This is a genomic window from Pseudomonas sp. SG20052 (genome assembly GCF_031766055.1).
GTDB classification, from domain to species: Bacteria; Pseudomonadota; Gammaproteobacteria; order Pseudomonadales; family Pseudomonadaceae; genus Aquipseudomonas; species Aquipseudomonas mandelii.
On the sequence record NZ_CP134498.1, the window covers coordinates 1,926,048 to 1,944,312 of the forward strand.

23 protein-coding genes are annotated in these 18,265 nt (G+C 59.6%); 13 read left to right on the forward strand and 10 right to left on the reverse strand.

Annotation, left to right across the window (positions count from 1 at the left end):
- The first annotated feature begins 14 nt into the window (after positions 1-14).
- Both RHP74_RS08770 and RHP74_RS08775 read left to right on the forward strand, forming a co-directional pair.
- Positions 15-449 (forward strand): DoxX family protein, encoded by a 435-nt coding sequence (locus RHP74_RS08770; RefSeq protein ID WP_077747921.1) that lies wholly within the window; start codon positions 15-17, stop codon positions 447-449.
- A 247-nt stretch (positions 450-696) separates the two neighbouring features.
- Positions 697-1,005 (forward strand): hypothetical protein, encoded by a 309-nt coding sequence (locus tag RHP74_RS08775; RefSeq protein WP_010461613.1) that lies wholly within the window; start codon positions 697-699, stop codon positions 1,003-1,005.
- Between the two features lie 4 nt (positions 1,006-1,009).
- Here RHP74_RS08775 and greB read toward each other — a convergent pair whose 3' ends face one another.
- From greB to RHP74_RS08790, 3 genes are read right to left on the reverse strand one after another with little or no spacing between them, the layout of a single operon-like run.
- Positions 1,010-1,507: a transcription elongation factor GreB gene (gene greB, locus RHP74_RS08780; protein ID WP_007943614.1), complete on the reverse strand. Its 498-nt coding sequence runs from the start codon at positions 1,505-1,507 to the stop codon at positions 1,010-1,012.
- A gap of 34 nt (positions 1,508-1,541) precedes the next feature.
- Positions 1,542-4,046 carry an ABC transporter permease gene (locus tag RHP74_RS08785; protein WP_304758000.1) on the reverse strand — a complete coding sequence of 835 codons (2,505 nt, stop codon included), beginning with the start codon at positions 4,044-4,046 and terminating at the stop codon, positions 1,542-1,544.
- Positions 4,046-4,729 carry an ABC transporter ATP-binding protein gene (locus RHP74_RS08790; protein ID WP_010461353.1) on the reverse strand — a complete coding sequence of 228 codons (684 nt, stop codon included), beginning with the start codon at positions 4,727-4,729 and terminating at the stop codon, positions 4,046-4,048. Before RHP74_RS08790 ends, RHP74_RS08785 begins: the two co-directional genes overlap by 1 nt.
- A 10-nt stretch (positions 4,730-4,739) precedes the next feature.
- On the opposite strand from RHP74_RS08790, the gene RHP74_RS08795 reads away from it, so the two are divergent.
- The 3 genes from RHP74_RS08795 (at position 4,740) to RHP74_RS08805 (ending at position 6,769) form a co-directional block, all read left to right on the forward strand.
- A complete protein-coding gene (locus tag RHP74_RS08795; RefSeq protein WP_010461351.1) occupies positions 4,740-5,345 on the forward strand; it encodes an arylesterase in 606 nt (201 codons plus the stop codon).
- A gap of 56 nt (positions 5,346-5,401) precedes the next feature.
- The gene (locus RHP74_RS08800) at positions 5,402-5,695 is read left to right on the forward strand and encodes a hypothetical protein (RefSeq protein WP_003226812.1); all 294 of its coding nucleotides are present in this window, start codon (positions 5,402-5,404) and stop codon (positions 5,693-5,695) included.
- 102 nt (positions 5,696-5,797) lie between these two features.
- Entirely contained in the window at positions 5,798-6,769 is a 972-nt protein-coding gene (locus RHP74_RS08805; protein ID WP_010461344.1) for a L,D-transpeptidase family protein, read from the forward strand.
- Between the two features lie 122 nt (positions 6,770-6,891).
- Here the strand turns inward: RHP74_RS08805 and oprI are convergent, their stop codons facing one another.
- The gene (gene oprI, locus RHP74_RS08810; RefSeq protein WP_002553018.1) at positions 6,892-7,143 is read right to left on the reverse strand and encodes an outer membrane lipoprotei OprI; all 252 of its coding nucleotides are present in this window, start codon (positions 7,141-7,143) and stop codon (positions 6,892-6,894) included.
- A gap of 640 nt (positions 7,144-7,783) precedes the next feature.
- Here oprI and RHP74_RS08815 point away from each other — a divergent pair.
- Complete coding sequence (locus RHP74_RS08815) at positions 7,784-8,071, forward strand: GNAT family N-acetyltransferase (protein WP_010461341.1); 288 nt, start codon at positions 7,784-7,786, stop codon at positions 8,069-8,071.
- 66 nt (positions 8,072-8,137) lie between these two features.
- On the opposite strand, the gene RHP74_RS08820 is transcribed toward RHP74_RS08815, so the two are convergent.
- Together RHP74_RS08820 and RHP74_RS08825 are read right to left on the reverse strand one after the other, a co-directional pair.
- Positions 8,138-9,214 (reverse strand): 3-deoxy-7-phosphoheptulonate synthase, encoded by a 1,077-nt coding sequence (locus tag RHP74_RS08820; RefSeq protein ID WP_010461339.1) that lies wholly within the window; start codon positions 9,212-9,214, stop codon positions 8,138-8,140.
- 161 nt (positions 9,215-9,375) lie between these two features.
- The gene (locus RHP74_RS08825; protein ID WP_010461337.1) at positions 9,376-9,819 is read right to left on the reverse strand and encodes a PilZ domain-containing protein; all 444 of its coding nucleotides are present in this window, start codon (positions 9,817-9,819) and stop codon (positions 9,376-9,378) included.
- Here RHP74_RS08825 and RHP74_RS08830 point away from each other — a divergent pair.
- The 5 genes from RHP74_RS08830 (at position 9,818) to cysB (ending at position 13,777) form a co-directional block, all read left to right on the forward strand.
- The gene (locus RHP74_RS08830) at positions 9,818-10,204 is read left to right on the forward strand and encodes a thioredoxin family protein (protein WP_083374708.1); all 387 of its coding nucleotides are present in this window, start codon (positions 9,818-9,820) and stop codon (positions 10,202-10,204) included. The genes RHP74_RS08825 and RHP74_RS08830 overlap by 2 nt on opposite strands.
- Positions 10,201-11,157, forward strand: coding sequence for a putative 2-dehydropantoate 2-reductase (locus tag RHP74_RS08835; protein ID WP_042932241.1), 957 nt, complete (start codon positions 10,201-10,203; stop codon positions 11,155-11,157). Before RHP74_RS08830 ends, RHP74_RS08835 begins: the two co-directional genes overlap by 4 nt.
- Positions 11,158-11,182: 25 nt before the next feature.
- Complete coding sequence (locus RHP74_RS08840; RefSeq protein ID WP_010461331.1) at positions 11,183-12,088, forward strand: 5'-nucleotidase; 906 nt, start codon at positions 11,183-11,185, stop codon at positions 12,086-12,088.
- A 95-nt stretch (positions 12,089-12,183) separates the two neighbouring features.
- Positions 12,184-12,687 carry a universal stress protein gene (locus RHP74_RS08845; protein WP_010461329.1) on the forward strand — a complete coding sequence of 168 codons (504 nt, stop codon included), beginning with the start codon at positions 12,184-12,186 and terminating at the stop codon, positions 12,685-12,687.
- A gap of 115 nt (positions 12,688-12,802) precedes the next feature.
- The gene (gene cysB, locus RHP74_RS08850; protein WP_010461327.1) at positions 12,803-13,777 is read left to right on the forward strand and encodes an HTH-type transcriptional regulator CysB; all 975 of its coding nucleotides are present in this window, start codon (positions 12,803-12,805) and stop codon (positions 13,775-13,777) included.
- 6 nt (positions 13,778-13,783) lie between these two features.
- Here the strand turns inward: cysB and RHP74_RS08855 are convergent, their stop codons facing one another.
- Positions 13,784-14,266, reverse strand: a complete 483-nt coding sequence (locus RHP74_RS08855; RefSeq protein ID WP_311098955.1) for a transcription elongation factor GreAB — start codon at positions 14,264-14,266, stop codon at positions 13,784-13,786.
- A gap of 2 nt (positions 14,267-14,268) precedes the next feature.
- Positions 14,269-14,679, reverse strand: a complete 411-nt coding sequence (locus tag RHP74_RS08860; protein ID WP_010461324.1) for a hypothetical protein — start codon at positions 14,677-14,679, stop codon at positions 14,269-14,271.
- 124 nt (positions 14,680-14,803) lie between these two features.
- Between RHP74_RS08860 and earP the strand changes: the two genes are divergently transcribed.
- Positions 14,804-15,961, forward strand: a complete 1,158-nt coding sequence (gene earP / locus RHP74_RS08865) for an elongation factor P maturation arginine rhamnosyltransferase EarP (RefSeq protein WP_311098957.1) — start codon at positions 14,804-14,806, stop codon at positions 15,959-15,961.
- Between the two features lie 48 nt (positions 15,962-16,009).
- On the forward strand, positions 16,010-16,579 hold the full coding sequence (locus RHP74_RS08870) for an elongation factor P (RefSeq protein WP_007943632.1): 570 nt from the start codon (positions 16,010-16,012) through the stop codon (positions 16,577-16,579).
- Positions 16,580-16,753: 174 nt separating this feature from the next.
- On the opposite strand, the gene RHP74_RS08875 is transcribed toward RHP74_RS08870, so the two are convergent.
- Together RHP74_RS08875 and RHP74_RS08880 are read right to left on the reverse strand one after the other, a co-directional pair.
- Positions 16,754-17,767 carry an alpha/beta hydrolase gene (locus RHP74_RS08875; protein WP_311098962.1) on the reverse strand — a complete coding sequence of 338 codons (1,014 nt, stop codon included), beginning with the start codon at positions 17,765-17,767 and terminating at the stop codon, positions 16,754-16,756.
- A 33-nt stretch (positions 17,768-17,800) separates the two neighbouring features.
- Positions 17,801-18,220: an organic hydroperoxide resistance protein gene (locus RHP74_RS08880; RefSeq protein ID WP_010461312.1), complete on the reverse strand. Its 420-nt coding sequence runs from the start codon at positions 18,218-18,220 to the stop codon at positions 17,801-17,803.
- Positions 18,221-18,265: the final 45 nt, after the last annotated feature.

Sequence of the window (18,265 nt, forward strand, 5' to 3'; positions counted from 1 at the left end):
ATGGATGACACAGCATGAGCACACTGATCAACAAGGTACTGTTTACCCGCGCTGGCTACGGCTTGACCGTTCTGCGAATCTTCGTCGGCATCATCTTTGCTGCTCACGGTGCGCAGAAACTCTTCGGCATGTTCGGTGGCTACGGCATAGCCGGCACCGCGCAGTACATGGAAAGTCTGGGTCTGGCACCGGGTCACCTGATGGCGATCTTGTCCGGTGGTACCGAGTTCTTCGGCGGTCTGGCCCTGATCATAGGTCTGCTGGTACGTCCGGCAGCATTGGGGCTGACCATCCTTTCGCTGGTCGCCATTTTTACCGTGCACATCAGCCACGGCCTGTTCATGACCAACAACGGTTATGAATTCGCCCTGGCCTTGCTCGGCGGCAGCATCGCGGTACTGATCGAGGGTGCCGGCAAACTGTCGGTAGACCGCGCGATCGCTGACTGACCGCTCTGGCTCAACGAAAAGGCCCGCATTGCGCGGGCCTTTTTGTTGCGCGTCATTCTTGACACTGTCCGGTCAGCTTCTCTAGGATGCTGCTCATGCGCCGATTTAAACAGCTACTTGCGGGGCGCCAGGTAACTCATCCAGTTGCCGATAGAAGCTAGTAACAGGCTTCGAAATACCGCTAAAGCGCTGGTTCGGTGTTGCCTCTCACCTGCCATGCAGACTTTTGAGGCAGAGACACGACCCAATGAATGCACTAAGCCCCGTTGTACGCCCCGCGCCGATCACGGCACACCTCACCCAGCGCAACCCCAAAATCCTGCTTGGCGGAAAACATCAGCCGACGCTCCTGCGTTATCTCGATGGCTGGCCACGTCGTACCGGCGGCCCTGCAGCGTTCCTGATCCAGTTTGTCGAAGACGGTGAATCACTGGCGCGGTTTGCCAGCGACAGTTTTGATCTGGCGGTGATTCAATCGCCCAGCGTCGAAGAGGCGCCAGAGGTGATCAGGCAGCTGACCCGGGTTGCTCGGCAAGGTTTGATCACGCGCCGCTGAAGCTTTAGAGATACTCGATCGCCACGATATACACGCACTGTTCACCGGTGGGTGTCTGGACCCGAACCTCGGCGTCCAGCGCCTTGCCGATCAACGCGCGGGCGAGCGGCGAGTCGATGCTGATCAGGCCCAGTTTCAAGTCCAGCTCATCCGGCCCGACAATACGATAGCGTGACTCTTTGCCGTCTTCATCTTCGATGGTGACCCAGGCGCCGAAGTAGACCTTGTTCGGGTCGCTTGGCTTCTCGCTGACAACCTTCAGTGCTTCGAGACGCTTAGTGAGAAAGCGCACGCGACTGTCGATTTCGCGCAGCATCTTTTTGCCGTAGGTGTACTCGGCGTTTTCCGAACGATCGCCCTGTGCCGCTGCCTCGCTGACCGATTGCGTCACCTGAGGCCGACGGACATGCCAGAGCTCATGAAACTCGGCCCGCATCCGCGCTTCACCTTCCGGGGTGATCAGCGCGGTGCCTGCGGGGCGGGGAGGGCGATAACGGCTCATGGCAACTTCTTGTGAGGGGAGAGTCTTGAGTCTATCAACCCTCGCGCAACACTGTCAGGGGGCTGGCGTTCAGCGCGCGACGGGTACCGAATACACCGGCGCCGCCGATCAACACTGCGCCAATCAACGGCAACACCAACAGCCACGGATGTGGATGCCACGGCAGGTCGAAGGCGTAGCGATAAAGCACCAGGCTCACCAGTTCTGACCCCAACGCCGCCAACAGGCCACTGACCGCGCCGAGCAAACCGAACTCGATCCGCCGCGCCTTGACCAGCAATTGCCGTTCGGCCCCCAGTGCTCGCAGCAGCGCGCCTTGGCGAATGCGCTCATCGAGGGTCGCCTGCAAGCCCGAGAACAACACCGCCATCCCCGCCGCCAATACAAACAGCAGCACGTATTCCACGGCCAAGGTGACTTGGGCGAGGATGCTGCGCAGCTGCTCCAGCAAGGCTTCGACTTGCAGGATGGTAACCGCCGGGAAGGCCCTGGACAGGTCGACAATCTGCTGGTCGTGACCCGCCGCCAGATAGAAACTGGTCAGGTAGGTCGCCGGCAAATCCTTCAACGTGCCAGGCTGGAAGATCATGAAAAAGTTCGGCTGGAAGTTGTCCCAGTTGATCTCCCGCAGACTGGTGACTTTCGCTTCGCGATTGGCTCCGCCGACGGTAAAAACCATGTGATCGCCAAGCTTGAGCTTCAGGCTTTCGGCGACCTTGCCTTCCACCGACACGCCAGGAACGTCATCGGCTGGCTGTTCGCTCCACCAGTTGCCCGCTGTGAGCTTGTTGCCCGCCGGAAGGTCCGCGGCCCAGGTCAGGCTCAGGTCGCGCTGGATAGCCCGGTCACCCGCCGAATCCTTGCTGACGATTTCCTGTACCGGCTCGCCGTTGATGCTGATCAGTCGTCCCGGCACCACCGGGTACAGCGGCGCCGATTGGGCTGACAGCTCGATCAGTCGATCGGTGAAGGCCTGTTTGTCGGCGGGCAGGATGTTCAGGGCGAAATAGTTCGGTGCGTTTTTCGGTAACTGGTTCTGCCAGGTGTCCAGTAACTCGCCACGCAGCAAAGCGATCAGCGCCATCGACAACAGGATCAAACCGAAGGCCAAGGCTTGTCCCGCAGCCGCCAGCGGATGACGCAGCAGTTGGCCTAGCCCGAGGCGCCAGGGCAATGAAGCGCGTGCCAGCATCCGACGCAAGCTTTTGAGTAGCAGCAACAGCAACCCGCCGAGTATGACCGCCGCGATCACGCCGCCGCCGAGCAGGGCGAAGGTCAGCACCAGGTCGAGGCTCAGGCGCCACATGATCAGGCCGAGGGCGCCCAGCGCAGCGCCATAGACCATCCAGGTGCTGGAAGGAATCGGCAGCATGTCTCGACGCAGCACCCGCAGTGGCGGAACTCGACCGAGAGCAGCCAGTGGCGGCAGGGCAAAACCGGCCAAGGCCACCAGCCCGGTGCCGATCCCGGCGATGGCAGGAAACAGACCGCCCGGAGGTACGTCGGTTGGCAACAAATCATGCAGCAACGCGAACAATCCAAGCTGTGCAAGCCAGCCGAGGAGCGCGCCACCGAGGCTGGCGAGCAGGCCAAGTACCGTCAGCTGCAAACTGAACAACACCATGGTTTCCCGACGCGACAGACCCAGGCAACGCAGCAAGGCACTGGCGTCGAATCGGCGAGTGGCGAAGCGTGTTGCCGACAGCGCCACCGCCACGCCGGACAGCAGAACCGCCACCAGGCTGGCCATGTTCAGGTAACGCTCGGCCTTGCCCAGCGCACCGCCGATCTGTCGGTTGCCGTCGCGAGCATCCTGGATGCGCTGGTTGGCAGCCAGGCCGGGTTTGATCAGTTGACGGTAGGTTTCCAGTGCCTCGGCTTTACCGCGCCAGAGTTCGCGGTAACTGACCCGGCTGCCGGGTTGCACCACGCCGGTTGCGGCGAGGTCGCTGAGGTTGATCAGCACCCGTGGCGTGAGGCTGTAGAAATTGCCGGCACGGTCCGGTTCGTAAGTCAGGACGCGGGCCAGTTTCAGAGTGCGCAGACCGACATCGATGCTGTCGCCGATCTTCAGGTCGAGCGCGGTCAGCAGTCGTGCTTCGACCCAGGCTTCGCCGGGTTTGGGGCCGCCACCGACTTCTTCCGGGGCGAAGGGCGCCGGGGCGCTTTTCAGTTCGCCACGCAGCGGATAAACGTCGTCGGCGGCCTTGATGCTGGACAGCTGGATGCCGTTGTCGGTGGCGATGACACTGGAGAACTCCACTACTTGAGCGTGTTCGAGTCCCAGTTCCGTGCCACTTTTGATCTGTTCCGGACGCGCGGGAGAACTGCCTTCAAGCAACAGGTCGGCGCCGAGAAATTCGGTGGCGCGCAACATCATGGCGCCGTTCAGGCGGGCACCGAAGTAACCGATGGCGGTACTCGCCGCCACGGCAACCACCAGGGCGAAGAACAACACGCGCAACTCACCGGCGCGGGCGTCGCGCAGGAGTTGGCGGATGGCAAGGCTGAACAGGCGCAACAGCGGCAGGCGTGCCATCAAGGCTCCAGAGGGGCGACCAGCAGGCCGGCTTCAAGGCGGATCAGGCGCCGGCAGCGATGTGCCAGGCGTTCGTCGTGGGTCACCAGCACCAGGGTCGTGCCGCGTTCCTGGTTGAGTTCGAACAGCAAGTCGCTGATGCGCTCGCCGGTGTGGCTGTCGAGGTTACCGGTGGGCTCATCGGCGAACAGCACATCGGGTTCTGCGGCAAACGCACGGGCAATCGCAACGCGCTGCTGCTCGCCGCCGGAGAGCTGGCGGGGTGAGTGGGTCAGACGCTGGCCCAGGCCAACGCGCTGGAGCAATTGAGTGGCACGTTCGCGGGCATCTTTGCGGCCGTCGAGCTCCAGCGGCAGCATGACGTTTTCCAGTGCGTTCAGGCTGTCCAGCAGTTGAAATGACTGAAACACAAAACCCACATGCTCGGCCCGAATGCGCGCCCGTTGGTCTTCATCGAGATTACTCAGGCTCTGGCCGGCGAGGGTGACTTCACCGCTGCTCGGCAGATCGAGGCCGGCGAGCAGGCCCAGGAGAGTGGATTTGCCGGAACCGGAGGCGCCAACGATGGCCAGGCTGTCGCCCTTGTTCAGTTCCAGGCTGAGTTCGTGCAGGATAGTCAGTTCACCTTCCGCGCTGGGGACCACTTTGCTGAGGTTCTTCGCGGTGAGAATGCTTGCGCCCATGGAGAATCCGATGCGTGTGTGGTTTTTGAGTGCTGGCCTGGCCTTGATGTGCATGGCCCAGAACGCAGCGGCGGGTACTGTCCTGATCGTTGGCGATAGTATCAGCGCCGGTTTCGGCCTGGATACCCGCTTGGGGTGGGTGTCGCTGCTTGAGCAACGGCTCAAGCGCGAAGGTTTCGACGATAAGGTGGTCAATGCCTCCATCAGCGGCGACACCAGTGCCGGAGGCCAGGCGCGCCTGCCTGCGCTGCTTGCAGAGCATAAGCCTGAGCTGGTGATCCTCGAATTGGGCGGCAACGATGGCCTGCGCGGAATGCCCCCAGCTAATTTGCAACAAAACCTTGCGTCGATGATCGACAGCTCCAGAGACAGTGGCGCCAAGGTGCTTTTGCTCGGCATGCAGTTGCCACCCAACTACGGAGTTCGTTATACCGAGGCTTTTGCGAAGGTCTACAGCGCACTGGCCGAAGAGAAAAACATCCCGCTGGTACCGTTTTTTCTCGACGGCGTGGGTGGTCATCCGGACTTGATGCAGGCCGACGGATTGCACCCGGCTGCGGGCGCGCAGGACAAGTTGCTGGAAAATGTCTGGCCGACACTGAAACCGCTGCTTTGACGCTTTTCTAGCGGCGGTGTTTCGGCTAAGGTGGCGCCCCCGATTTGGAGCCCCCGATGCCGCGTCCTGCCTGGTCCCTTTTTGCCTACCAACTGATCGAGCCTGACGAACAGCTGGATCTGTTCGCCTGCCAGGAAGTGCGGGTGCATCTGGTGACCCGTCAGCTGGAGCTGGGCGGCTCGGCCGATCGAACCTTGTGCGGCAGTCTGCTGCCCGCGCAACCGCGCTGGTCGAGTGTCGACCGCCGGGTGTTCCAGGACCAGCGCCTGTGTTCACTGTGCCGGGCCATTCTCGAATCGCAGAAGCGCGGCACCTCGCCGATCTGGCCGGAACTGCGTTTCGAGCTTTAGAAGCCGATAGATTGCTTGCTATCGGTCAACTCCCCGATTTTCCAGATGCCAGTGTACAATCGCGTTTTTATACCCTTGTCGATCATGCGAAGGATTTTCCGGATGTTGCCGCGTTTTCCTGCCGTCACCCGCTGCCTGTCTCTTGCCGCCCTTTGTGTGGCGGGCCCCGTAGCCGCATTGGAGCTGCCCCTGCCACCGCCCGGTGAAGACATCATCGGTCAGGTACAAGTGATCAAGGCGAAGTACGAAGACACCTTCGCCGACCTCGGCACCACTTACGATCTGGGCTATTCGGAAATGGTCGCGGCCAACCCTGGCGTCGATGCATGGTTGCCGGGTGCTGGCACCGAGATCGTCCTGCCGACGCGTTTCATCCTGCCACCGGGTCCGCGCGAAGGCATCGTCATCAACCTGGCCGAGTACCGCCTCTACTACTTCCCGAAAGGCCGGAACGTGGTGTACACCTTCCCGCTGGGTATCGGCCGTGAAGGCTGGGGCTCGCCGATTGCCCATACCAGCATCATCGCCAAGACGCCGAATCCGACCTGGACCCCTCCAGCGTCGATCAAGGCCGAGCACGCCGCTGATGGCGATCCGCTGCCGAACGTCGTGCCGGCAGGCCCGGACAATCCACTGGGGCCGTTCAAATTCACCTTGGGCACGCCGGGCTACCTGATCCACGGGTCTAACAAGAAGTTCGGCATCGGCATGCGCACCAGCCACGGCTGCTTCCGCATGTTCAACAACAACGTGCTCGAAATGGCGGGCATGGTGCCGGTCGGGACGTCGGTGCGCATCATCAACGACCCTTACAAGTTTGGCGTCAGTGGGGGCAAGGTGTATCTGGAAGCGCACACCCCGCTGGACGACAACGGCAACCCGTCGGTGGTCGACAAGCACACCGCGGTGATCAACGCGATGCTCAAGCGCGAGGACATCACCAACAACCTGCGCATGAATTGGGATGTGGTGCGTGACGTGGTTGCCGCTGAAGATGGCTTGCCGGTTGAAATCGCAGTGCCGAACGCTTCTACGTCGATGGTGACGAGTGCGCCGATCGATCCGCTGCAGTAAGGCTTGAAAAGAACCCGCCGACGCAGGCCGCGTCGGCGGGTTTTTTATGGCCGGCAGGAAACACCGGGCAAAAAAAAGCCGACCCAAAAATGGGTCGGCTTGATAACAACCCCGAAGGATTATTACTTGCGGCTAGCTTTGTCCAGCATGCGCAGAGCACGCTCGTTAGCTTCGTCAGCAGTCTGTTGTGCTTTTTGAGCAGCAGCCAGAGCTTCATCAGCTTTACGGTAAGCTTCGTCTGCACGAGCCTGGGAGCGAGCTGCTGCGTCTTCAGTAGCAGTCAGACGTGCTTCGGTTTCTTTCGATACGCTGCTGCAACCGGTAGCCAGAACTGCGGCCAGAGCCAGAGCAGAGAATTTCAGAACGTTGTTCATCGTGTTCCCCTTCAAGGACTTTCTATTAAGTAGCTGTCTCCTCAGAGTGAGGAAATAGCCGGCGTACATACTACCCATTACTTCTAGTAAGTAAACTGACGTGTAGCAAGAAGCAAAAAAAATTGTAGGCGTTGATTCTTTTTCGAGCAACTTTTAACTGCGTTGTTTAAAAAATATCCAGCCAGGAGGCCCGAGATGAGCGAGCCGCCGAAAAAAGTTCCGTGCACTCACCGCTGTTTTTCTCATTCTTGGCTAAAGTCTGTCTATATGGATTCGTCCATACTTTTGTTCGGATTTTGCGCCGTGGCTCTCATAATCTTTATCCATCTTGATGGTGACTTTAAGAGCGCGCGTTCGTCTTAAGTCTCAACATCCGGCAATGTTCAGGCTATCGACCCGCAGATATCTCCGGTCGAGCCGTCCCTGCGTCACCCGGAGCAGCACCCGCCACTGAGCGCGATGACGAGCGTACCTTGAGCATTTCTGCCAATGGTGCCTACTATTTGATACGTGCTCGGTTGTGCGAGATCGGTGCCGCTCTTCTCGGTGTCCATTCAGGCACGAGGTGGCGTAGATGTTCCTTCGCCGGAAAAACATCGGTAAGGTAGGGGTCAGAATTCAAGACCCGCGAGGAGTAGTGATGAGCGAGGCGTTGTCCATCCACCATGACCAGGCTGGTCATCAGTTCGAGACCAGTGTGGACGGTCATCGTGCCTACCTGACCTATATGGATCTGGGGAAACAGACCCTGGATATCTATCGCACCTTTGTGCCCAACGCGCTGCGTGGTCGCGGCATTGCGGCAGCCTTGACCGAGAAGGCGTTGGAGTACGCTGAGGAAATGGGTTACACCGTCATTCCATCGTGCTCTTACGTCGAGCGCTACATGGAGCGTCACCAGCGGCATGCCGCCAAGCTGAGCCAGTAACCTTAAAATACGAACACAAAAAAACGCCGGGTTTAACCCGGCGTTTTTGTGTGCGGCGAAACGTGATCAGGTGCGAGCGCGTTTGGGCAGCACATCCTTGAGCTTGGCGTGCATGCTGCGCAAGGTATTTTCGGTAGCGGACCAATCGATGCAGGCATCAGTGATCGACACGCCGTATTGCAGGTCGGCGAGGTCTTTCGGGATGGCCTGGCAGCCCCAGTTCAGATGACTTTCGACCATCAGGCCGATGATCGACTGGTTGCCTTCGAGGATCTGGTTGGCGACGTTCTCCATCACCAGCGGTTGCAGGGCCGGGTCCTTGTTGGAGTTGGCGTGGCTGCAATCGACCATGATGTTCGGCTTGATCTTCGCCTTGTTCAACGCTTGCTCGCAGAGCGCGACGCTGACCGAATCATAGTTCGGCTTGCCGTTGCCACCGCGCAGGACCACGTGGCCGTAGGCGTTGCCCTTGGTGGTGACGATCGACACGCCACCTTCCTGGTTGATACCCAGGAAGCGGTGAGGGCTGGAAACTGATTGCAGGGCGTTGATAGCGACCGTCAGGCCGCCGTCGGTGCCGTTCTTGAAGCCGACTGCCGAGGACAGGCCGGAGGCCATTTCACGGTGAGTCTGGGATTCGGTGGTGCGCGCGCCGATGGCCGACCAGCTGATCAGGTCCTGCAAATATTGCGGGGAGATCGGGTCGAGGGCTTCAGTTGCGGTCGGCAGGCCCATTTCGGCCAGGTCCAGCAACAATTGACGACCGATGTGCAGACCGTCCTGAATCTTGAACGAGTCGTCCAGGTACGGGTCGTTGATCAAGCCTTTCCAGCCGACGGTGGTGCGTGGCTTCTCGAAATACACGCGCATGACCAGATACAGGGTATCGGACACTTCAGCCGCAAGCGCCTTCAGGCGCTCGGCGTATTCGTGGGCAGCCTTGATGTCGTGGATCGAGCAAGGCCCGATGACAACAAACAGGCGGTGGTCGGTGCCATCAAGAATATTGCGAATGACTTCACGGCCCTTGGTGACAGTGCGCAGGGCAGCGTCGCTCAGAGGGATGTCACGCTTTAGCTGATCGGGAGTGATCAGGGTCTCGTTGGAAGCGACGTTTAGGTCGTTGATCGGTAAATCAGCCATCGTTTACTCGTCAGGTCACGGGTGCCGGCCGCCAGCGAACCCGCGCGGCGGAGCACAGCAAATTAAGCGCGTCGGGGAGCCGAACCTTAGCGCGTTACGCGCCTGCTCGACAATGGGCAGACGCTGGTTTTAGGGGCATTCTCACTAATTGAGAGCGTTGCCTAACCCAGCGCAGGCTGTGCAAATGCCTTGCGAACCGTGTCGTGAGAGAACTCGTCGGCATGCTGCTGGACCCAGTCGAGGGCCAGGGCCTGAATATCCTGCAGGTCATCGTGTGCGTCACGCAGGCGGCAATAACGTTCGATCTGGCAAACCTGCTCGCCCATTCGCGCACTGAACAGCATCTGTTCGTCGACGAAGGCAATGCCCACCAGGTAACCGCGTTTGCGTCGCAGGCACCAGGCCACATAACCCAGATAGCGCAAATCGGGATTCAACGTTGGCATGCGCACTTCCAGCGCCGTACCGTGGCGCCAGGCGCGGTGGTAATTGCAAGCCATGCCGCCGAGGCTGATAGTGTGCAGCCGTTGCCGCGAAATGCACTCATGCTTGAGCAACGTTAACTCGACGGGCACATCGTCAGGGTGAGGTAAAAAACGTCCCATGAACACAAACTCCCTGTGTCGGCCATTTGACATTGTTTCCCCCAGTATAGTGGTCGAATTGCAACTGACTGATTTCGACGCCGACCAACGGCTGCTGGCGATGAGCGGTGTGTCGCTGGTGATTTTCACCAGTGTCGGCTGCGCCAGTTGCCGTTTTGCCCGCGAGCAATTGCCAGGACTCGATCTGGCGATCGACCGGCTGTGCTGGATCGATGCCGGAGACAATGGCGGGCTGGTCGAGCGTTATCAGGTTTTTCATTTGCCGGCGCTGTTTGTAGTGCGCGACGGCGAGTTTTTCGGGGCAGTACAGTCGCGCCTGACCAGCACCGGGCTCAATGAAGCCGTGCGCCAGGCGTTCAGTCGACATGCAGAGGAGTTGCCATGATGGGGGCAGTTGCCAAACCGACAATCGGTATTATCGGAACCGGCGCGATCGGCGGGTTCTACGGGGTGATGCTGGCGCGTGCCGGGTTCGATGTGCACTTCTTGTTGCGCAGTGAGTTTGCAGCGGTCGCCGAACGCGGGCTGCACGTTGACAGTGCGGTGCATGGCGCATTGACGCTGAACCCGGTCCAGGCCTATTCGTCTGCTGAGGACATGCCCGCTTGTGACTGGTTGCTGGTCGGCGCAAAAACCACCAGCAACGCGGACCTCGCGCCCGCCATCATCCAGGCCGCCGCGCCGAATGCCAACGTCCTGCTGTTGCAAAATGGCCTGGACGTCGAAGACAGCTTGCGTGAGTTACTTCCCGATTCCCTGCACCTGCTCGGCGGGCTGTGTTTTATCTGCGTCCATCGCGAAGGGCCTGGCGTCGTAACCCATCAAGCGCTCGGCGCGGTGAACGTTGGCTACCACAGCGGTCCCGCAGCCGATGAGCAGGCGCGAATGACGATTGTCGAGGAGGGCGCCGGACTGTTCCGCGCGGCCGGCATCGACTCTCAGGCCATGCCGAATCTGCACCAGGCACGCTGGCAAAAGCTGGTCTGGAATATCCCTTACAACGGCCTGTCGGTTCTGCTTGGGGCCAGCACCACGCCGTTGATGGCCGATGTCGACAGCCGGGAACTGATCCAGGCGCTGATGGCCGAAGTGGTTCAGGGGGCAATCGCTTGCGGTCACGACATACCGGCCGGGTATGCCGAGCATTTGTTCAAGGTGACCGAGAAAATGCCCGACTATTGGCCAAGCATGTACCACGATTTTCTGCACAAACGACCGCTGGAACTGCAGGCAATTTACGCGCGACCTCTGGCGGCGGCCAAGGCGGCGGGTTGCGAATTACCGCGAATCGAGGCCTTGTATCGTGGCTTGAGTTTTATCGATCGACGCAACACGTAAGTCGATCAACTTGAGGGGGAAGGGCATGGCAAAGACTATCGACGACAAACTGGTGCTGGCGATCTCGTCGCGAGCGCTATTCGACCTGGACGAAAGCCACAAGGTTTATGAGTCGAGCGGCGTCGAAGCCTACCGGCAATATCAGATCGAGCACGAAGACGAAATCCTCGCGCCCGGGGATGCGTTTCCGTTGGTGGAGAAACTGCTCAATCTGAACGCCAGCCTCGGTCGGGCCCGGGTCGAGGTGATCCTGGTATCGCGCAACAGCGCCGACACCGGCCTACGCGTATTCAACTCGATTAATCATTATGGCCTGGCGATTTCCCGCGCGGCGTTCGTTGGCGGACGCAGTCCTTATCCGTACCTCAAGGCCTTTGGCTGCGACCTGTTTCTCTCCACCCACGCCGAAGACGTGCGCAGCGCGCTGGATGCCGGATTCGCTGCAGCAACCATTCTGTCGGGCGGTGCCAGCCGTGCAGCCAGCGATGAGTTGCGCATCGCCTTCGACGGTGATGCCGTGCTGTTTTCCGACGAGTCCGAGCGGATCTATCAGTCTGGCGGCCTGGAAGCGTTCCAGGCCAGCGAACGCGAATCGGCCCGCGAGCCTTTGCGCGGAGGTCCGTTCAAAGGCTTCCTCGCCGCCCTCAATCTGTTGCAACGCGAGTTTCCCGATGACGCCTGTCCGATCCGCACCGCCCTGGTGACGGCGCGGTCGGCGCCAGCCCATGAGCGGGTGATTCGTACCTTGCGCGAGTGGGACATTCGTCTGGACGAGTCGCTGTTTCTTGGTGGGCTGACCAAGTCGGCGTTTCTCGAAGCGTTCGCCGCCGATGTGTTTTTCGACGACCAGGCCGGACATTGTGAACTGGCCCGCGAAGTGGTCGCCACCGGCCACGTGCCCCACGGCATCAGCAACGAGCAAAAAGTTTAAGCCCGCCGTTCAACACGTTACGCCGCACGTCGCACTCGCCAAGGCACTGCTAAGCTGAATCAAATCTCCGCCATGTTGGCACGCGAGGAGGTCATATGATTCATTCGATGCTGTATGCCACGGACCTCGGGCTGTACGCACCGTTGGTGATGCAGCATGCCTTGGCGCTGGCGCGGACATTCAATGCTGATTTGTATGTGGTGCACGCCGTTGAACCCATGGGGTTGTTTGCCGAATCGGTGCTGCAGAGTTACCTCGATGAGCAGGCCTTGAACGAGTTTCACAGTCAGGGCTTGAATACGGTGATCGCCAATATCGAGCAGCGGGTGCTCGACAGCTTTCGAGAGGAGTTGGGGGATGAAGGGGAGCAGGATCTGGAGCGGATCAAAGCGGTGCGGGTGCTGCAGGGTGACCCGTCACAGGTGATTCTCGACCAAGCGCAGAAACTCTCCGTGGATTTGTTGATCGTAGGTAGTCATAGCCATGGTGCAGGTGCGGAAACACCCCTGGGCCGGACCGCTGCGCGGGTGTTGCAACTGTCTCGGGTGCCGGTTTATCTGGTGCCGCTGGTTGAACGTCGCCGCCAAGGGGATCGCTAGAACAACAGATAGTGGCAATTTGACAAAAAAGTTCTAGATTTATTCTTCGAACCATTAATATAGTTATATATCGTCGCTGATGCCCGTGGCGTCTACCTTGCTTTGAGGGATTCATATGAAGCTTCAACAACTGCGCTACATCTGGGAAGTGGCGCACCACGACCTCAACGTTTCCGCTACGGCCCAAAGCCTTTACACCTCGCAACCGGGCATCAGCAAGCAGATCCGTCTGCTGGAAGACGAACTGGGCGTCGAGGTTTTTGCCCGCAGCGGCAAGCACCTGACCCGCGTCACCCCAGCTGGCGAGCGCATCATCACCACCGCCGGCGAGATCCTGCGCAAGGTTGAAAGCATCAAGCAGATCGCCCAGGAATTCTCCAACGAGAAGAAAGGCACCCTGTCGATCGCCACTACGCACACTCAGGCACGTTATGCCTTGCCGCCGGTGATCAGCAATTTCATCAAGCAGTACCCGGACGTTGCCCTGCACATGCACCAGGGTTCGCCGATGCAAATCGCTGAAATGGCCGCTGACGGCACCGTGGATTTTGCCATTGCCACCGAAGCCCTGGAGCTGTTCGGCGACCTGGTGATGATGCCGTGCTACCGCTGGAACCGCTGCGTGGTCGTGCCTCAGGGCCACCCGCTGACCAAGGTGTCCAAGCTGACTCTCGAAGCCTTGGCCGAATACCCGATCGTGACTTACGTGTTCGGTTTTACCGGCCGTTCGAAACTCGATGAAGCCTTCAGCCATCGCGGCCTGACGCCGAAAGTGGTGTTCACCGCGGCCGACGCCGACGTGATCAAGACTTATGTTCGTCTGGGCCTGGGTGTGGGCATCGTGGCAAAAATGGCAGTCGATGCCAAACTCGACAGCGATCTGGTCATGCTCGATGCCAGCGACCTGTTCGAATCCAGCATCACTAAAATCGGTTTCCGTCGTGGCACCTTCCTGCGTGGTTTCATGTGCGACTTCATCGAGAAGTTCGCGCCGCACCTGACCCGCGAAGTCATGGCCAAGGCCATTCAGTGCCACAACAAGCAGGAACTGGAAGAGCTGTTCGACGGCGTCGAACTGCCGGTCCACTGATCCCTTTTAAATCACCTCGGTAACAGCAAACTGTTGCCGAGCGCCCGCCACCAGAATCTCTACCTCGTCCCCTTCGAACTTGCCCAGCAGGCTTTTACCCAGCGGTGAGCGAGGGGTGATGACGGTGATCATCTGTCCGACCATATCGACTTTCAGACCCGCTGCGTCAGGCGCCAGAAACAGCCACTGCTCACGACCCTTTTCGTCTTCCAGGCCGAGCAGGGCGCCCACTTCGATCCCGCGTTGTGGGTCATACGGGCGCAAGGCCAGGTTTTGGCAAAGCACGAGTGACTGCCTGATTTCTTCGACACGCCTGGCTTGTCCGGCCGCCAGATAAGACGCCTCCAACCCCAACGTGTCGTACTTGTTTTCGGCGATGTTTTCTTCGTGGGTCGCGGTTTCGTAAGCGGTTTGCGCGGCACGTTCGGCGATGTCGAGATCGATTCGAAGCTTGTCGAGAATCAGTTGGTGGACGGTTTGCTTCTTCATGATCAGTCGCAGAATTGCAGGACATTGGCGCGGCTTTTTTCGCTCGGCGCGGTCTGGTCCTGTTGCAGCCAGAACTGGCATTTCGGATTGGACAGGTTGCGACCGCTGCTGCGGGCCTGATCCATGCGTTGCTGCTGCTCGTTCTTGCGCAGGTTCTCTTCGTACTGTTCGAACAGCGGGCTTTGCGCCGGGATGTCCGGCACCGGCTGCACTACCACTGGCGGCTTGGCCAGTTGCTCTACAGCGGCTGCGACCGGCGCGAGTTGCTCGCTGAACAGCAGGCGCGAGGCGAGCCAGCAGGTCAGCGCAATTGCGAGGAATCCAAGCCACAGACCGAGGGCAATGCTGCCGGTCAATTGCAGCGCATTGAGCTGAATCGGCAACGGGCGGCGCGGGGCGGGACGGTAGGGCATGGCTGCCTCCTGGCGGGTGGTCGCGGGCAAATGGCGATTGTCGCACGAAGATTAATCGCCGTCGGCTCTTCTGCGTGAGGTAATTTATGCGGACAATCGGCGCCTTTGCCAACGGGAGCCTGGAATGCCTGAAATGCCTCAAGTGAAAAACCGCTGGCGCTGGGATATTTTTTGCACCGTGGTCGACAACTTTGGCGACATCGGCGTGACCTGGCGCCTGGCCCGACAGTTGGTGGCCGAGCATGCCGTGGCGGTGCGGTTGTGGGTCGATGACCTGCGGGCGTTTGAACGTATCTGTCCTGAAATCGACATCAGCGCCACGCAGCAATGGCAGCAGGGTGTGGAGGTGCGTCAGTGGCCCACCGAATGGCAACCCGCTGAAGCCGCTGATGTGGTGATCGCCGCGTTCGCCTGCCAGTTGCCGGGCCCTTACATGGACGCCATGGCTTCGCGGGAAAAGCCGCCGCTGTGGATGAACCTCGACTACCTGAGCGCCGAAGACTGGGTGATCGGTTGTCACGGTTTGCCGTCGGTGAAGTACAAGAATGTGCAGAAGTACTTCTTCTTTCCGGGGTTTCAGAAAGGCACGGGCGGGTTGCTGCGTGAAAGCGGATTGCTTGAACGTCGCAGGCAGTTTCAGCAAGACCCCGAGGCGCAGCGAGCATTCCTGCAAGGCCTTGGGATTGATCGCGCGCCCAATGCCCAACTGATCTCGCTATTTGCCTACGAAAATAGCGGCTTGGCCAGTTGGCTGGACGTGATGGCCGTCGATTCGACACCCACGCATCTGTTGGTGCCCGAAGGCCGGATTCTCGGGGATGTCGCACGTTGGCTCGGCGTCGACGGATTGGCTGCCGGTGCGCTGCATGTGCGAGATCAATTGACCGTACAAATCCTGCCGTTCGTCCGACAGGATCAATACGATCACGTGCTTTGGTGTTGCGATTTCAACGCCGTGCGCGGTGAAGATTCCTTTGTCCGCGCGCAATGGGCAGGGCGGCCGCTGCTCTGGCACATCTATCAGCAGGACGAAGACATCCACCTGGACAAGCTCGACGCCTTCCTGGCGCTGTACACGAAAGGCCTGTCCGAGCCTGCCGGCGAGGCGATCAGCGGTCTTTGGCGTGCGTGGAATGCGGGTCATGATATGTCCGACCACTGGCTTGCGACCCGTAAACACTGGCCCGAGCTGCAAAAACACGCCGAGGCGTGGTGTCTGGAACAGGCCTTGCAGGCCGATCTTGCCGCGGCGCTGGTACAGTTTTATGTAAATTGGATATGATACGCGGCCTAGATTTTTGTAAATCCCATCCAAATTCGGATATTCGCAATGAAAACTGGTAAAGAACTGAAACCCGGTACCGTGATCCGTCTCGAAAACGATCCTTGGCTGGTTCAGAAAGCTGAATTCACCAAATCCGGTCGTAACAGCGCGATCATGAAGACCAAGCTGAAAAACCTGCTGACCGGTTACAAGACCGAGATCGTTTACAGCGCTGACGACAAACTGGACGACGTAATCCTCGACCGCAAAGAAGCGACCCTGTCCTTCATCAGCGGCGACACCTACACGTTCATGGACACCACTGACTACACCATGTACGAGCTGAACGCTGAAGACATCGAAGCCGTTCTGCCTTTCGTTGAAGAAGGCATGACCGATGTTTGCGAAGCGATCTTCTTCGAAGAGCGTCTGGTTTCCGTAGAACTGCCGACCACTATCGTGCGTCAGGTTGACTACACCGAAGGTTCCGCTCGCGGTGACACTTCCGGCAAGGTGATGAAGCCTGCCAAACTGAAGAACGGTACCGAGCTGTCGGTTGCTGACTTCATCGAAATCGGCGACATGATCGAGATCGATACCCGCGAAGGCGGTTCCTACAAAGGCCGTGCTAAATAAGCACAGCTTCAGGAATGAAAAAGCCCGACCATTGAGTCGGGCTTTTTTGTGCCTGTCTGAAACACACGCCCCTGTAGGAGCGAGGCTTGCCCGCGAAGGCGTCGTGTCATTCACCATCGATGTCGACTGACACGACGCCTTCGCGGGCAAGCCTCGCTCCTACAGGGGGCGGTGTTATTTCAGGTGTTGCTTGAGTTCTTCGGACGCTTGCAGCATCGCCGACCGTACCGCCGGCACCTGGCTCACTACGTTAAGCAAGCCGTAGTCGTGAATCATCCCGTTGTAACGAACCGATGTGACCGGCACACCCGCCTCGTCGAGTTTGCGGGCATAGGCTTCACCTTCATTGCGCAGCACGTCGGCACCGGCTGTCTGCACCAGCGCAGGCGGTAAGCCCTTCAGTTGCGCGGTGGTGGCCCGCAGCGGCGAGGCGTAGATCTCGTTACGTTGTTTGGCGTCGGTGGTGTAGTTGTCCCAGAACCACTTCATCATGTTTTTGGTGAGGAAGTGACCCTCGGCAAACTGGTTGTAGGACGCGGTTTCGAAGCTGGCATCGGTCACCGGCCACAGCAGCACCTGGAACTTGATCGCCGGCGTGCCCTTGTCTTTGGCCATCAGTGCAACCACGGCTGCCATGTTGCCACCGACGCTGTTGCCGGCCACGGCCAGGCGTTTGCCGTCGACGTTGATCTCTTTACCGTGCTCGGCCACCCATTTGGTCGCGGCGTAAGCCTGGTTGATCGCCACCGGATAGTGCGCTTCCGGGGAAGGGGTGTAATTGACGAACACCGCTGCTGCACCCGACCCCGTCACCAGGTCGCGAACCAGACGTTCGTGGGTCGGGAAATCTCCCAGCACCCATCCGCCGCCGTGGAAGAACATGAACACTGGCAGCTCGCCCTTGACACCGGCCGGCCGGACGATGGTCAGGCTGAGCGGTTGGCCGTCGACCTGGATGGTCTTCTCGCTGACATCGGCTTTTGGCAGCGTCAGTTTCACCGAGGCTTGCGCACCCACCAGCACCGCACGGGCTTCTTTGGGGGTGAGTTGTTCCATCGGTTTGCCGGTGCCGGCATTCAGAACGTCGAGGAACGCCTGGGTGTTGTGTTCAACCCCATCACCTGCGAACGCGTTACTGATGGACATAGCGAGAAGGGTGCCGGTCAAGACTTTGCTGAAAGTGTTCATGTTCATTTCCTGTTCGGGCCTGGTAGTCGGCGGTTAGACGGTGACGTGCAGGCGCACATCGACGTTGCCACGGGTCGCGTTCGAGTACGGGCAGACTTGGTGAGCCGCCTCGACCAGGCTTTGCGCGTCGGCTTGTTCAAGACCTGGAAGGCTGATGTGCAGGTCGATGTCCAGGCCGAAACCACCAGGGATCTGGCCGATGCCGACATGGGCGGTGATCGACGCGTCGTTCGGGATGCTGCGTTTGGTCTGGCTGGCGACGAATTTCAGCGCGCCGATGAAGCAGGCGGAGTAGCCGGCGGCGAACAATTGCTCAGGGTTGGTCGCTGCGCCGCCGGCACCACCGAGTTCTTTCGGGGTGGCGAGTTTGACGTCGAGGATGTTGTCACTGGAAACCGCACGACCGTCACGGCCGCCAGTGGAGGTTGCGATTGCGGTGTAGAGAGTTTGCATGGTGTGAGCCTCGTTCGGATTTGATTTGTTTGCGCTAAATATTTG

Coding starts and splice junctions, on each gene's coding strand:
- RHP74_RS08870 (WP_007943632.1), top strand. CDS start 16,010: ATGAAAACTGGTAAAGAACTGAAACCCGGTACCGTGATCCGTCTCGAA.
- RHP74_RS08855 (WP_311098955.1), bottom strand. CDS start 14,266: ATGAAGAAGCAAACCGTCCACCAACTGATTCTCGACAAGCTTCGAATC.
- RHP74_RS08800 (WP_003226812.1), top strand. CDS start 5,402: ATGCCGCGTCCTGCCTGGTCCCTTTTTGCCTACCAACTGATCGAGCCT.
- RHP74_RS08875 (WP_311098962.1), bottom strand. CDS start 17,767: ATGAACACTTTCAGCAAAGTCTTGACCGGCACCCTTCTCGCTATGTCC.
- RHP74_RS08785 (WP_304758000.1), bottom strand. CDS start 4,046: ATGGCACGCCTGCCGCTGTTGCGCCTGTTCAGCCTTGCCATCCGCCAA.
- RHP74_RS08860 (WP_010461324.1), bottom strand. CDS start 14,679: ATGCCCTACCGTCCCGCCCCGCGCCGCCCGTTGCCGATTCAGCTCAAT.
- RHP74_RS08830 (WP_083374708.1), top strand. CDS start 9,818: ATGAACACAAACTCCCTGTGTCGGCCATTTGACATTGTTTCCCCCAGT.
- RHP74_RS08825 (WP_010461337.1), bottom strand. CDS start 9,819: ATGGGACGTTTTTTACCTCACCCTGACGATGTGCCCGTCGAGTTAACG.
- RHP74_RS08770 (WP_077747921.1), top strand. CDS start 15: ATGAGCACACTGATCAACAAGGTACTGTTTACCCGCGCTGGCTACGGC.
- RHP74_RS08775 (WP_010461613.1), top strand. CDS start 697: ATGAATGCACTAAGCCCCGTTGTACGCCCCGCGCCGATCACGGCACAC.
- oprI (WP_002553018.1), bottom strand. CDS start 7,143: ATGAACAACGTTCTGAAATTCTCTGCTCTGGCTCTGGCCGCAGTTCTG.
- RHP74_RS08790 (WP_010461353.1), bottom strand. CDS start 4,729: ATGGGCGCAAGCATTCTCACCGCGAAGAACCTCAGCAAAGTGGTCCCC.
- greB (WP_007943614.1), bottom strand. CDS start 1,507: ATGAGCCGTTATCGCCCTCCCCGCCCCGCAGGCACCGCGCTGATCACC.
- cysB (WP_010461327.1), top strand. CDS start 12,803: ATGAAGCTTCAACAACTGCGCTACATCTGGGAAGTGGCGCACCACGAC.
- earP (WP_311098957.1), top strand. CDS start 14,804: ATGCCTGAAATGCCTCAAGTGAAAAACCGCTGGCGCTGGGATATTTTT.
- RHP74_RS08795 (WP_010461351.1), top strand. CDS start 4,740: ATGCGTGTGTGGTTTTTGAGTGCTGGCCTGGCCTTGATGTGCATGGCC.
- RHP74_RS08845 (WP_010461329.1), top strand. CDS start 12,184: ATGATTCATTCGATGCTGTATGCCACGGACCTCGGGCTGTACGCACCG.
- RHP74_RS08840 (WP_010461331.1), top strand. CDS start 11,183: ATGGCAAAGACTATCGACGACAAACTGGTGCTGGCGATCTCGTCGCGA.
- RHP74_RS08820 (WP_010461339.1), bottom strand. CDS start 9,214: ATGGCTGATTTACCGATCAACGACCTAAACGTCGCTTCCAACGAGACC.
- RHP74_RS08805 (WP_010461344.1), top strand. CDS start 5,798: ATGTTGCCGCGTTTTCCTGCCGTCACCCGCTGCCTGTCTCTTGCCGCC.
- RHP74_RS08815 (WP_010461341.1), top strand. CDS start 7,784: ATGAGCGAGGCGTTGTCCATCCACCATGACCAGGCTGGTCATCAGTTC.
- RHP74_RS08880 (WP_010461312.1), bottom strand. CDS start 18,220: ATGCAAACTCTCTACACCGCAATCGCAACCTCCACTGGCGGCCGTGAC.
- RHP74_RS08835 (WP_042932241.1), top strand. CDS start 10,201: ATGATGGGGGCAGTTGCCAAACCGACAATCGGTATTATCGGAACCGGC.